General features: G+C 68.0%; 9 protein-coding genes, 1 tRNA gene and 1 pseudogene. 3 read left to right on the top strand and 8 right to left on the bottom strand.

The features are described 5' to 3' along the window. Positions 1-126 precede the first annotated feature (126 nt). The 3 genes from OOK07_RS20270 (at position 127) to OOK07_RS20260 (ending at position 4,184) form a co-directional block, all read left to right on the top strand. Positions 127-2,310 (top strand): DEAD/DEAH box helicase, encoded by a 2,184-nt coding sequence (locus OOK07_RS20270; protein WP_266797793.1) that lies wholly within the window; start codon positions 127-129, stop codon positions 2,308-2,310. A 154-nt stretch (positions 2,311-2,464) separates the two neighbouring features. Continuing rightward, positions 2,465-4,012 (top strand): amino acid permease, encoded by a 1,548-nt coding sequence (locus OOK07_RS20265; RefSeq protein ID WP_266797791.1) that lies wholly within the window; start codon positions 2,465-2,467, stop codon positions 4,010-4,012. 99 nt (positions 4,013-4,111) lie between these two features. Then, a tRNA-Lys gene (locus OOK07_RS20260) sits at positions 4,112-4,184 on the top strand. A gap of 172 nt (positions 4,185-4,356) precedes the next feature. Here the strand turns inward: OOK07_RS20260 and OOK07_RS20255 are convergent. From OOK07_RS20255 to OOK07_RS20210, 8 genes and pseudogenes are all read right to left on the bottom strand, one after another. Beyond that, positions 4,357-5,397, bottom strand: a pseudogene (locus OOK07_RS20255) (site-specific integrase); the annotation flags it as partial. A gap of 610 nt (positions 5,398-6,007) precedes the next feature. Beyond that, the gene (locus OOK07_RS20240) at positions 6,008-7,300 is read right to left on the bottom strand and encodes a cation:proton antiporter (protein WP_266797788.1); all 1,293 of its coding nucleotides are present in this window, start codon (positions 7,298-7,300) and stop codon (positions 6,008-6,010) included. A gap of 124 nt (positions 7,301-7,424) precedes the next feature. Next, positions 7,425-9,152, bottom strand: coding sequence for an ABC transporter ATP-binding protein (locus OOK07_RS20235; protein ID WP_266797786.1), 1,728 nt, complete (start codon positions 9,150-9,152; stop codon positions 7,425-7,427). Further along, on the bottom strand, positions 9,152-10,096 hold the full coding sequence (locus OOK07_RS20230; RefSeq protein ID WP_266797785.1) for a hypothetical protein: 945 nt from the start codon (positions 10,094-10,096) through the stop codon (positions 9,152-9,154). Before OOK07_RS20230 ends, OOK07_RS20235 begins: the two co-directional genes overlap by 1 nt. Continuing rightward, complete coding sequence (locus tag OOK07_RS20225; protein ID WP_266797783.1) at positions 10,093-10,671, bottom strand: flavoprotein; 579 nt, start codon at positions 10,669-10,671, stop codon at positions 10,093-10,095. Before OOK07_RS20225 ends, OOK07_RS20230 begins: the two co-directional genes overlap by 4 nt. After that, on the bottom strand, positions 10,668-11,609 hold the full coding sequence (locus tag OOK07_RS20220) for an LLM class flavin-dependent oxidoreductase (RefSeq protein WP_266797781.1): 942 nt from the start codon (positions 11,607-11,609) through the stop codon (positions 10,668-10,670). The genes OOK07_RS20225 and OOK07_RS20220 overlap by 4 nt, the downstream gene beginning before the upstream one ends. A 71-nt stretch (positions 11,610-11,680) precedes the next feature. Continuing rightward, on the bottom strand, positions 11,681-12,466 hold the full coding sequence (locus OOK07_RS20215; protein WP_266797779.1) for an ABC transporter permease: 786 nt from the start codon (positions 12,464-12,466) through the stop codon (positions 11,681-11,683). Beyond that, entirely contained in the window at positions 12,463-13,311 is an 849-nt protein-coding gene (locus OOK07_RS20210) for an ABC transporter ATP-binding protein (RefSeq protein ID WP_266797778.1), read from the bottom strand. Before OOK07_RS20210 ends, OOK07_RS20215 begins: the two co-directional genes overlap by 4 nt. Between the last annotated feature and the right edge of the window lie 2 nt (positions 13,312-13,313).

The following is a 13,313-nucleotide window of genomic DNA, read 5'->3' as shown; positions in this document are numbered from 1 at the left end:
AACGCAGAGCGCGCCGTGTGGCGCGTTCTCTCCCTTGCCGTGGCTGACCGCATAGAGGCGGTCGTATTGCGAAACACGGAGTTGACGGGCGCGTGCCGACGAGACTCCGGAAGGTTTCGCTTACGCATGTCCATTTCCAGTACTGATCACGTCGTCGTGCCCGAGAACGAAGGCACTGAGGTTGCGGCGGAAGCTCCCGAGGTCACCTTCGCCGACCTCGGTCTCTCCGAGGGCCTGGTGCGCAAGCTCGCCCAGAACGGCGTGACCACCCCCTTCCCGATCCAGGCCGCGACCATTCCGGACGCCCTGGCCGGCAAGGACATCCTCGGCCGTGGCCGCACCGGCTCCGGCAAGACCCTCTCCTTCGGTCTGCCGACGATGACCCGCCTCGCGGGCGGCCGCACCGAGAAGCACAAGCCGCGCGCCGTCATCCTCACCCCGACCCGTGAGCTCGCGATGCAGGTCGCGGACGCCCTCCAGCCGTACGGCGACGTCCTCGGCCTCAAGATGAAGGTCGTCTGCGGCGGTACGTCGATGGGCAACCAGATCTACGCCCTGGAGCGCGGCGTCGACATCCTCGTCGCCACGCCCGGCCGCCTGCGCGACATCATCAACCGCGGCGCCTGCTCCCTGGAGAACGTCGAGGTCGCCGTCCTCGACGAGGCCGACCAGATGTCCGACCTGGGCTTCCTGCCCGAGGTCACCGAGCTGCTCGACCAGATCCCGGCCGGCGGCCAGCGGATGCTGTTCTCGGCCACGATGGAGAACGAGATCTCCACGCTGGTCAAGCGCTACCTGAGCAACCCGGTCACGCACGAGGTCGACAGCGCCCAGGGCAACGTCACGACGATGTCGCACCACATCCTGATCGTGAAGCCCAAGGACAAGGCGCCGGTCACCGCCGCGATCGCCTCCCGCAAGGGCCGCACCATCATCTTCGTCCGCACCCAGCTCGGCGCCGACCGTATCGCCGAGCAGCTGCGCGACTCCGGTGTGAAGGCGGACGCGCTGCACGGCGGCATGACCCAGGGCGCGCGCACCCGCACGCTGGCCGACTTCAAGGACGGTTACGTCAACGCGCTCGTCGCGACCGACGTCGCCGCCCGCGGTATCCACGTCGACGGCATCGACCTGGTCCTGAACGTGGACCCGGCCGGCGACCACAAGGACTACCTGCACCGCGCCGGCCGCACGGCGCGTGCCGGTCGTACGGGAACGGTCGTCTCCCTCTCCCTGCCGCACCAGCGCCGCCAGATCTTCCGCCTGATGGAGGACGCGGGCGTCGACGCCGGGCGTCACATCATCAACTCCGGTACGGCCTTCGAGCCCGAGGTCGCCGACATCACCGGCGCCCGTTCGATGACCGAGGTCCAGTCCGAGTCCGCGGCCAACGCGGCGCAGCAGGCCGAGCGTGAGGTGTCCCACCTCGCCAAGCAGCTGGAGCGGGCGCAGCGCCGCGCGACCGAGCTGCGTGAGGAGGCCGACCGTCTCGTCGCCCGAGCCGCCCGCGAGCGCGGCGAGGACCCGGAGGCCGCGGTCGCCGAGGCCGCCGCCGTCGTCGAGGCCGCGGCCGAGCAGGCCGCCGCCGAGGCGCCGGTAAGTGAGGTGTCCTCCTCCTACGAGCGCCCGCGTCAGCAGCGTGACGAGCGGGGCAACTACGAGCGCCGTGACCGTCGTGACGACCGCCCGTCGGGTGGCTTCCGCCGCGACGACCGTGGGGGCAACGACCGTGGTGGCCGTTCCTTCGACCGTCGTGACGAGCGTCCTTCGGGTGGCTTCCGTCGGGACAACGACCGTGGGGGCAACGACCGTGGCGGTTTCCGCCGCGACGACCGTCCGTCCGGCGGCTTCAACAACGACCGCCGTGACGGCGACCGTGGTGGCCGTTCCTTCGACCGTCGTGACGAGCGTCCTTCGGGTGGCTTCCGTCGGGACAACGACCGTGGGGGCAACGACCGTGGCGGTTTCCGCCGCGACGACCGTCCGTCCGGCGGCTTCAACAACGACCGCCGTGACGGCGACCGTGGTGGCCGTTCCTTCGACCGTCGTGACGAGCGTCCTTCGGGTGGCTTCCGTCGGGACAACGACCGTGGGGGCAACGACCGTGGCGGTTTCCGCCGCGACGACCGTCCCGCGACCGGTCACCGGGGCAGCGACCGCCCGTTCAACCGTGACCGCCAGGGCGACCGCCCCGGCTTCCGCGCCGGCGGCCACGACCGCCCGGGCCACCGCGGCAGCAGCGGCACGGGTACCGGCACCGGTTCCTTCGGGCGCCGTGACGACAAGCCGCGCTGGAAGCGCAACGGCTGACGCCGAATGAAGTGAGGAAGGGGCCCGTACGACTTCGGTCGTACGGGCCCTTCGCCGTTCCGTGGCGACGAACTTCCGTGGCGACGAAAACTTTTGGCCAAAGCACCTACCGTGTGGCGCATGTCACGACCTCCCGGAGGGAATCGCTGGGGGCATGACAGATGACGCCATGGCGAGTGGGCTGTCGGACGAAGAACGGCTTGCCCAGCTCGGCTACACGCAGGTCCTGGCCCGCCGCATGTCGGCGTTCTCCAACTACGCGGTCTCCTTCACGATCATCTCGGTCCTGTCGGGATGTCTGACGCTGTATCTGTTCGGCATGAACACCGGCGGCCCGGCGGTGATCACCTGGGGCTGGGTGGCCGTGGGCCTGATGACGCTCTTCGTCGGCCTGTCCATGGCCGAGATCTGTTCGGCGTACCCGACGTCGGCGGGCCTGTACTTCTGGGCGCACCGGCTCGCGCCACCGCGTTCGGCCGCCGCCTGGGCATGGTTCACCGGCTGGTTCAACGTGCTGGGCCAGGTGGCGGTGACCGCGGGCATCGACTTCGGGGCGGCCTCCTTCCTGGGCGCGTACCTGAACCTGCAGTTCGACTTCGAGGTGACTCCCGGCCGCACGATCCTGCTCTTCGCGGCGATCCTTCTCCTGCACGGCCTGCTGAACACGTTCGGGGTGCGGATCGTCGCCCTGCTCAACAGCGTCAGCGTGTGGTGGCACGTGCTGGGCGTGGGGGTGATCGTCGGCGCGCTGGCCTTCGTACCGGACCACCACCAGTCGGCGTCCTTCGTGTTCACGAAGTTCGTGAACAACACGGGCTGGGGCAGCGGGGTGTACGTCGTCCTCCTGGGCCTGCTGATGGCGCAGTACACCTTCACCGGCTACGACGCCTCCGCCCACATGACGGAGGAGACGCACGACGCGTCGACGGCCGGCCCGAAGGGCATCGTCCGGTCCATCTGGACGTCGTGGATAGCCGGCTTCGTGCTGCTGCTCGGCTTCACCTTCGCCATCCAGTCGTACGACAAGGAGCTCGCCTCCCCGACGGGCGCGCCGCCCGCGCAGATCCTGCTGGACGCGCTCGGCGCGACCGCGGGCAAGCTGCTGCTGCTGGTGGTGATCGGGGCGCAGCTGTTCTGCGGAATGGCGTCGGTGACTGCCAACAGCCGTATGATCTACGCGTTTTCGCGCGACGGCGCACTGCCGTTCTCGCGCGTGTGGCACACGGTGAGCCCGCGGACCCGGACGCCGGTGGCGGCGGTGTGGCTGGCGGCCGGCGCGGCGCTGGTCCTGGGCCTGCCGTACCTGATCAACTACACCGCCTATGCGGCCGTGACGTCCGTCGCCGTGATCGGCCTCTACATCGCGTACGTCATCCCGACGCTGCTGCGGCTGGTCAAGGGCGACGCGTTCGAACGGGGGCCGTGGCACCTGGGCCGTTGGTCGCGGCCGATCGGCATCGTCTCGGTGGCGTGGGTGGGCGTCATCACGGTCCTCTTCATGCTGCCCCAGGTCTCGCCGGTCACCTGGGAGAGCTTCAACTACGCCCCGGTCGCCGTCCTGGCCGTGCTGGGCTTCGCCGCGGTGTGGTGGCTGGCGTCGGCCCGGCACTGGTTCCTCACCCCGGACCACCGACGCCCACCGGCCCGCGGTACGTCCCCGGCGGTGGCCTCCGGAGGCACCTTTGACAAGGGCGATTCCTGACACTCCGGCAGGATCTTCGCCCGCGGCGCGGCCGCGTCCTCGATACCCGATCGGAGACGTGGCCGTGTCCGGCTATGCTCGGGGGAGCAACATCGCCAAGGGCCCTTAGCTCAATTGGCAGAGCAGTGGACTTTTAATCCATTGGTTGTGGGTTCGAGTCCCACAGGGCCTACGGTGCGGGTGACGGGGGCATCCCCTCTGACCTGCTGCGCAGCGCCTGAGTCGGCTTCGGTCGGGTCGGGCGCTGCTTCGTTTTCGGGCCAGTGCGTGAGCGATGCGTGAGCGGATGCGCTCGCGGCCTGCGGATCGGGTGTCGTTTGGGCGGACGAATCGGCAGCTGCCGGACGCGACCGGGGGATCAGTTTCGCTGCCTTCTCGGCGATTTCGCGGTCCAGCTGCGGGAGCAGGCTCGTGTACGTGTCCGAGGTCAGCGTGATGGTGGAGTGCCGCAGCGTCTCCTTCACCGTGTGGATGTCGCCGCCGCCTCCGTGCGTGAGCGTCGCGGCGACGTGGCGCAGGTCCCGCAGGGTGACGGGCGGCAGGTCGGTCGTGGCGAGGATGCGGCGGAAGGTCTCCGAGACGGTCTCGGGGTGGAGCCAGGAGCCGTCCTCCTTCGTGAAGACCTTGCCCGTGTCCTGCCAGGCGGTGCCCCAGTCCGCGCGCTCCTTGTCCTGGCGGGCCTTGTGGTCGCGCAGTACGGCGATGTTCATGCTGTCGAGCGCGATCGTGTTGGCGCTGCCGTCCGTCTTCGGCTCGGACTCGTAGAGGTCCCAGCCGTCGACCACGATCTCCTTGGCGGGGGTGATGAGGTCGGCGCCGAGATCGATCTCGTGCCAGTCCTGGCCGACTGCCTCGCCACGACGGAGCCCACGGGAACCCATCAAGTGGAAGACCGCGTACAGCCGGTCGCCCTCGGCGGCGTCGAGGAAGGCGCCGAACTGCTGAGGCGTCCACACCATCACTGGGCCGGGGATCTCGCCCGTCTCGCGCCAGCGCCGGACACGTTCGTTCGTCCAGAGGAGCGGCTTCGGGCGCTTGCCGGACTCCAGCTCGACGTGGGAGGCCGGGTTGAAGGTGATGAGCTGTTGGGCGATCGCGGAGTTCAGGGCCGCGCGCAGGGTGCGGCGGATCGCCTGCCGGGTGGCCGGGCCGGTGATCTTCCGGAACGGCTTCATCTCGGCGAGCTTGGCGCGTTCGGCCGCGAGCAGCTTCCGTTCGGCTCCTATGGGGCGGCCGGGCTTGCTCGGCTTGCAGCGGGCTATCTGCTCGCGGCGGGCCTCGTTCTCGGCTGCGATCACTTCGTTGTCGTCGGCTATTGCGTCGAACACCTCCACCAGGTGGCCGACGTTGAGTCGATCGAGGCGTACGTCGCCGATGCGCGGCCTGGTACTGGTCGACGCGCTGTCACACCGCTGGGGCTACGACGAAATGCGCTGGGGCAAGACCGTCTGGGCGGAGCTGGCGGTCCCGGCGTGCTGACCCTGCGGCTGCTGCCCGAAGACGAGCTCGCGGGAGTCGCCGATCCAGAGCGATGCGTAGAGCTGACCGTCCCCCGCCGCACCGAGGGCACGTTCGCCGTCCGCACCCTGCGCCTGACACCCGCCGACCTCGTACGGCTGCGCACGGAAACCGATCTGGCCCTCGCAGACATCCGCACCGAGGTCGTGTGCGCCGAGGCCGCCTGGCACCAACGACTAGGGAAGTGGCACGCCGACGGACGAGCCGCAGTCGAGGCCGGCGAGCCGGATACGACCCTGCTCTCCCGTGTCCTGGAGGGCTTGCGGTCCTCCTTGTAGACCCACAGGTCCGGCGCCCGGTGTGTGCCTGAACGGCGGCATCTGGGGAACCGGCACTGCGCTCAAGACTTCGCTCTGGCTGAACGGGAGGAGCCGAAGAGAACTGCAATGCCCCGTGCTGCTCGAGAACAATCGCCCGAGCCTGTCCTCGAACGACGCCCCTGACATGTCCCGGTGTGAATGTCTATCGTCGGCTCTCTTACGAGCGGTTCAGACGCTCCACCGCAAGGGCGGCGGGTTCAGGCACGGTTGAGTGCACGGCCGCGGAGTCGAAGCCACGTCGCCGATCGGGTGCGGGCCAGATCAGCCGCAGCAGAGGACCGGTCATGACGGTGGTCAGAACGGCCATCGCGACCATCAGCGAATACAGTTTGCCGTCTAGCACACCGAGTTGTTGGCCGACGCTGAGAACGATCAGCTCGGTCAGTCCCCGCGTGTTCATGAGGGTGGCGAGAGCAGCCGACTCCCGCTTGTCCACCCCGCTGATTCTCGCGCCGGAGAACACGCCGGCGAACTTCCCGCCGATTGCCGCGACCAGGATCAGGGCGAGGTCTCCCAGCCCAGAGGCGTCCAGGTCGGACAGATCTACTTTGAGGCCGGCGATCACGAAGAACACCGGGAGCAATAGCACGGCCGACACACGGCCGATCTGCTGCGTCAGTGCTTCGTGCAGTCGCTCGGCCCCCTCCTTCGGCATGACCGCGCCAAACAGGAACGCCCCGAAGATGAAATGCAGGCCCATCCACTCGGTCAGGCTCGCGGACAGCAGCAGTCCGGCGAGCACGGTACCGATGGCTCCGAGGGTCAGCGTCGCCGTACTCTCCTGGGTGGTTCCCAGCCGATGCAGCAGCGGTCTGACCAGGAACAGCATCAACGCCACATAAGGGATCAGCAAGAGCATGCGGAACTGGCCGCCGTGACCAGAATCGGTGAGGGCCACGACGACGGCGAGTATGACCCAGGCCAGCACGTCGCCGACTGCTGCGCAGGCGAGCGCGAGCCCGCCGAATTGGGTGCGGAGGAGGCTCCGGTCGGCCAGAATTCGCGCCAGCACCGGGAAGGCGGTCACCGATACGGCAGCGCCGATGAACAGCACGAAGCCAAGGCGGTTCGGGACGGTGTGACGGGTGGCCAGATAGAGGGCCAGCGCGACGCCGAGGCAGAACGGCAACGTGATCGAGCTGAGCGACACCGTGACGACCGCGCGGCCTTTGCCTCGGACCAGCGCACCGTCGAGTTCGAGCCCGACGAAGAACATGAACACCGCGACGCCGACCGTGGCCAGTGCGTTCAGAGAGGGCCGTACCTCAACCGGAAAGAGGTGGTCGGCCACGGCGCCGTGGAACAACGTCGGGCCCACAAGGATCCCTGCGAGTACCTCACCCACGACTGGGGGCTGGCCGAGTCGGTGTGCCACGGCGCCGAGGGCCCTGGCGAGCAGGATGATCAGAGCGGTGTCGATCAGTAGCATGACTACCTGATCACTGGTCACAGAGCATCCTTCGTACGAGTTCTCTTCGGTCGTGAAGTTCGGTCCCTCCGATCGATGGGTCCGCAATCAGGACCGGAGGCCGGAAGCACAGGAAAGCCCCCTCGCTGTCAGGGGGAGATTTCCGTTACGTCAGAGTCTGTGCCGCGTGCAGTTCTCGGTACGGTTCGCAGTTCTCCAGCAGGACGTCATGAGGGCCTTCCTTCACCAGGCCACCCTCGTCCAGCATGATCACGTGTCTGGCGCTGCGGACGGTGGACAGGCGGTGGGCCACTACGAGGACCGCCCTTGTGCGGGCCAGGTCCTCGATGATGGAGCGGAAGCGGTCTTCGTTGATTCCGTCGAGCTGGCTGGTGGGTTCGTCCAGGATGACCAGCTCGGTGTCCGAGAGCAGGGCTCGCGCGAGCGCGAGACGCTGGCGCTGGCCTCCTGAAAGGTCTGTTTCCGCGCCGATGACCGTGTCTAGTTGCTCGGGGAGCGCTGCGACGGCGGCCGTCAGGCCCACGGATCCGAGTGCGTCCCACAGTTCAGCGTCGGCGATGGGCTCTTTGCGCTGGACGGACAGGTTCTGGCGGACGCTCGCCTGCAGGAGCGTGAACGCCTGGTCGACATAGGTGATGTTCCGGCGGAGGTCGTGGAGTGACCAGGCGTGGATGTCGGTGCCGAGTATGTAGATGTGCCCCTGTTGGGCGGTGGCGAAGCGCTCTATCAGGGACAGCACGGTGCTCTTGCCCGCGCCGGACGGGCCGACCAAGGTTGTCAGGCCATGACGCGGTACGAAGAACGACAGATCGGTGATGGCCTGTTGCTCAGTGCCCGGATAGCCGTAGGAGACCTTGTCGAACACGATGCCGGTGTTGTCGCGGGTTTCGGGGAGGCGCGTCGCCGGTTGCCGGCCGTCCTGTTCGCGCGGTGTGGCGAGCAGGACGTTGAAGCGGTCCTTGACGGCCTGTCCGATGCGCAGCCGTCCGAATCCGGTGAACAGGAGCATGACCGGGGCAGCCAGTTGCAGCAGGTAGAGGACGAAGGCGGAGAAGGAGGCGACGCTCAGTGTGCCGTGGGACATCTGGACGCTTCCGACGAGGATGATGGCAAGCAATGCGACCTGCTGCCCGCCGGCGAGGACGGGCAGAATCGCCGCTTGCAGGACGTCGCCGGTCAGGCCGATGCGCCGTACGCGGTCCGCTTCGCGGGACAGGTCCTCTTCGACAGTGTCCTCGGCGCTCGACGCCTTGATGGTGGTGATGGCGTCGAGGTGGGAGGAGAAGCGTCCGGCGATGCTTCCGAGCGCCGTCTGCTGTTCGATCGCGTTGGCTTTGATCCACTTGAACATGAATACGATGGCTATCCCGACCAAGGCGAACACACCGGCCGAAACGAGGGTCAGCAGCCAGTTCAGCCAGGCCATTGCGGCGATCGAGGCGGCCACCAGCAGTGCGGAGGCTGGCATCTGCGCAAGACCGACGTCGATGACCTGGCGCAGCATGAGCGCGTCAGAGGTGATTCGAGAGGTGAGGGCTCCGGCTCCTTCGGCTTTGATGTGCTGGACGGGCAGGCGCAGGATGTGGCTCATGACGGCCACGCGTATGCGGTAGACCATGTGAGAGCCGATGCGGGCGAGCAGATAGGCCGATCCACCCTGGGCCGCGGCCGATGCCAGGGCGATGGCGAAGGCTCCGATTACGAGCCAGTTCACTGAGCGTCCGGCGGACACGTCGGCGATGACCTGGCGGGTGATCAGGGGCACGGCTAGGGATCCGGCAGTCGAGAGCAGGCCGGTGAGTAGGGATATGGTCAGCGCCGCGGGATGGCGGGTGATTTCTTTGAGCAGCCGTATCTCGGCGGTCTGGCTCATCAGGTCTCCTGGGCTGTGGTCTGCGTTCCCTCGTTGTCCAGCAGGTCGGCGAGCATGCCGACGTAGGTGTGGAGTTCGGTGTGGAATCCCACGTACGCAGCGAAGTCGTGGGCGTGGGTGGCGATCCGGACGACGGCTGTCCGTGCTGTTCTGGCGGTGTCCAGTGGTGTTCCGTAGCCGCTCAGCAGCGCGTCGCGCCATGCGGTGACCGGCTGGCTGGGCATGGCGCGGGCGGTGAGGGACGCGGCGATCTCGTGGAGTTCGCCCAGGACGCAGCCGACGTCGATTTCTGGTGCGGCGAGGGCGCCTTCGGGGCCGCAGAGCAGGGCCACAGGTTGTGTGACGTCGGAGCCGTCGGCGGTGATGAGGCTTCCCAGGGTTGCCCATCCGATGACGACGGTCAGGTGTCCCGACCGGGATGTCGCCTCGTGGGTGTAGCTGGTGAGCTTGCTCCAGCGTTGTGTGCCGAGACCGTCTCGCAGGATGCCGTGGAAGGCGGGGGCCGCGCGGGTTCCGCCCGCTGTGCGTATCCAGGTGGCGAGCCGAGTGGGGTAGCGCGGGGCGGAGTAGGTGGTGCCGGCGGTGATGCCGGTGCTGTGAAAGGTCTTGAGGTGCCGACCGTAGGTGTGAGCGATCCGGGCCGAAGCGTCGGGATCGTGCGATGTGCCGTCCAACAGGGTCTGTGCCGCGCTGCGTTGGCCGGGGGCGTTCCAGGCGTAGGCGCCGCTGTTCCAAGTGCCGGGGACGGCGAACGTGAAGTGGTCGCTGGAGGCAGCGGACGCACGGTGGGTGAAGTCCTCGGGTACTGGGCCGGGTTGGTGGTGGGGATCGGTGCGTACGTCCTTTCCGGGGCGGCGTGCCCAGAGGAACCCTTTGGCGGTTCGGGTCACCGTGGTCTGGGCCATCCCGGTGGTGAACTGGGCGACCGTTTCGCCGTTCGTCACAGGGTCTCCTTGAGGTCCTGGAGCGCGGTGAGGGCGTGGGGGAAGAACGCTGCGGTGCCGATCTGGGTCTGGCCCGTGGCCGCGCTGACTCCTTGGGTCGGGGACAACACGGTGGTGTACGAGCGTTCGGCAAGGGTGGCGGCGTGCGAGCGGTAGGCGTGGCTGTCAGCTCCGCCGGGCGGCAGCGCGGGGCAGATGACGACAGGGGCGGACGTGCACTGCAGGGCCAGCGTCATCGGGGTGTCGGTGATGCCCAGGGCGAGGCGCGCGACGGTGTGGAACGTGGCGGGGTGGACGATGATGCCGTCGCTCCATTCGGCCAGTTCCACATGCACGGCATGGTCGATGTCCTGATCCCACGTGTCGGTGAACGGCGGTCGTCCGCCACTGAACACCGAGCAGGCGAGGGGCGTGGTGAACCGCAGGGCCGAGGGGGTCAGCACGCAGCGGACCTGAGTGGCGGGGTAGTGGGTGCGCAACCAGTCCAGCCAGGTGGGAAGGAGGGTGGTCTGGATGCCGCCGGTGGCCATGACGATGAGCCGTTCGCCGGTGAACTCCGGTGCCGGGGTACTCATCCGGCGGCCTGTTCCGCCACGGCGGTGAGGATGTCGGTGGTGTCGCGGAGGGCTTCGCCCAGGCCCGCGGTGATGAGGACGCCGGACGTGTTGAGGATGATTTCGTCGGCCCCGGCGTCGTGCCAGACGGTGAGCTTTTCGGCGATCTCGTCGGGGGTGCCGGTGACGATGACGCCTGCGTCGAGAAGGGTCCGGGCCGAGGTGGTGGGGTCGCCGTGCACGACAGGCAGACCGGAGCGCTGGAGCATGTCGACGTAGTGGGGCAGCGAGAGGTGCTGGTGGGTGCCGTTGTAGGCGACGAGGTCCATGTCGCGTCCGGGGCGGGTGACGGCGACCTGCACCACGGTGACGAACCGCGGCGCTTTGCGGTCCGCTTCGCGAGCGGCTTCGTCGGCGGCGGGCACGAGGTGGTCCGAGAGGAGACCGGGCGGGGTGAGCCAGGTGATCGCGGCGTCGGAGTGGCGGCCGGCTGCCCGTGCCATCGCGGGGCGCAGGACGCCCATGCCGACCTCGATGTCGGGGGTGTCGTCCAGGGGCAGGAGCTCCATCTCGGGTCCGCCCGGTGCCATGGCGACGGGCGTGCCGTCCAGGAGTGCTCTGACCTTGGTGACGAAGTCGGCGGTGTGGGCGACCGGCTTGTCGAGTCTGGCGCCGTAGATGTTGGTCTGGAAGCTTGTTCCGCTGGGGCCGAAACCGGCAGTGAAGGGCTGTCCGGACAGCGCGGCGATACTGCGGGCCTCGACGGCGGCGTGGTAAGGGTGGCGCAGGGGGGTGAGGACGACGGAGGTGCCGAAGCTGACCTGGACGCCCATCCCGGTGAGGGCGGCGAACAGGGCGTGGGTTTCGATCTGCATGGACTGTCCGCACCACAGCCGGATGCCGAAGCGTTCGGCGAGTCGTCCGTAGGCGGCCATGGGGCCCACGTCGGCGGACTGCAATGGGTATATAAGGGTCGTTTTCGGCACAGCGGTGTCCCTTGTGTTCGTGGTGCGGACGGAAAGGGAGGCGGTCAGGCGACGGTCGCCTTGTCCTTGCGCCTGATCAGAGAGGCGCCGGTCTGCTTGCGGACCATGGTGCGCATCAGGGGGACGGCCAACAGCGATCCGGCGGCCAGCCACACGGCGCACACGAGGACGAAGATCCACGCAGGGAAAGTGTGCAGGTGCCCGGCGAAGGCGTCGCGCGTGCCACGGGTCATCCAGGCGAGGGGGAAGATGTCGGCGATGTAGTTCAGCCAGTTCGGAAGGCCCTGGTTGGGGGTGAGGACCCCTGAGATCCCAGCGATCATCATGAACGGGAAGGAGACCATCGCGACCGCTTCGCGAGGGTTGGGCAGGAGCGCGCCGATGGCGATGCCCAGGGGGACCAGTGCGGCGCCACCGGTCATGATGACGATCACGGCGAGGACGACGTCCCAGACGCCGGCGGGGAGATCCGCACCGGTGGCGAAGACCACGATCAGCAGGGGCAGCATGGACACGAACGAGGTCACGGTGCTGTAGATGATTCTGGCCGCGACGTAGGCGGGGATGCCCCGGGGGATGTTCTTGCGCCGCAGGATCGTTCCGTCGGTCTTCTCCAGGGCGATCAGGGACGGGATGGACAGCATCGCGCCGACGGCCGGCATGAGGCTCATTCCGCCGAGGAGCACGATGGTGCGGTGATTCCACTGAGCGAATCCGGCCGCGAGCATCAGGATGACGAAGACGAAGATGTTGAAGAGGTCCTTGGGCGAGGTGAACGTCATCCTCAGGTCGACGGCGGCCTTGTTCCATGCCAGACGGGTGATGGTCACCGGGCGGCCTCCACGATGCTCATGTAGATCTCTTCCAGGGACGGCCGGTCGATGCGCAGCCCGGTCAGCGGGCCGCCGTGGGCGGTCATCAACTCGTGGACGAAGGTGTCCGGGTCGTCGGTCAGTTCCACTTGCTTGGTCCCGTCGGGGGCGGTCCAGGACACCTGGGTGCGCTGTCCGATCGCGGTGACGAGCTGATCGGGGGTGGAGTCGATGTGGATGACGCCGCCCAGCAGGATGCCGATGCGGTCGGCGAGGCGTTCGGCTTCGGTCAGGTCGTGTGTGGTGAGCAGGATGGTCACGCCCTGGCTCTTCAGCCCGGTGATCATTTTCTGGAAGTCGGCGCGGGCCTCGGGGTCGAAGCCGGCGGTCGGTTCGTCGAGGAACAGCACCCGTGGGTGACCGATGAGGCCGAGGGCGACGTCCATGCGGCGGCGCTGCCCGCCGGAGAGCTGGTTGAGCCTGCGGCGGCGCTGTTGCTCAAGCCCAACCAGCTCCAGCAGCTCGGTCGTGGGGTAGGGGTTGCTGTAGTAGGCGGCGATGTCGTTCAGCAGGGTGTCCAGCCGCCAGGTGGCGTGGTCGGCCCAGGACTGCATGACGATGCCGACCTTGTCGCGCCAGGCGTCGTCCGCGGTGAGCGGGTTGCTGCCCAGGACGCGAACGGTTCCCGAGGTCGGCTTGACGTAGCCTTCCATGATCTCGATGGTGGTGGTCTTGCCCGCCCCGTTGGGGCCGAGCAGCACGAACAACTGGCCTTCCAAGACGGTCAGGTCCAGCCCCTTGAGCACCTGCTGGTGCCCGTAGGACATGGTGACGCCCTCGAGGGCGATGGGGGGATGGTTCAACG

It is taken from the genome of Streptomyces sp. NBC_00078 (assembly GCF_026343335.1).
Taxonomy (GTDB): domain Bacteria; phylum Actinomycetota; class Actinomycetes; order Streptomycetales; family Streptomycetaceae; genus Streptomyces.
Note: the sequence above shows the minus strand (reverse complement) of the source record. Positions and strands in the feature narration are given on the sequence as shown.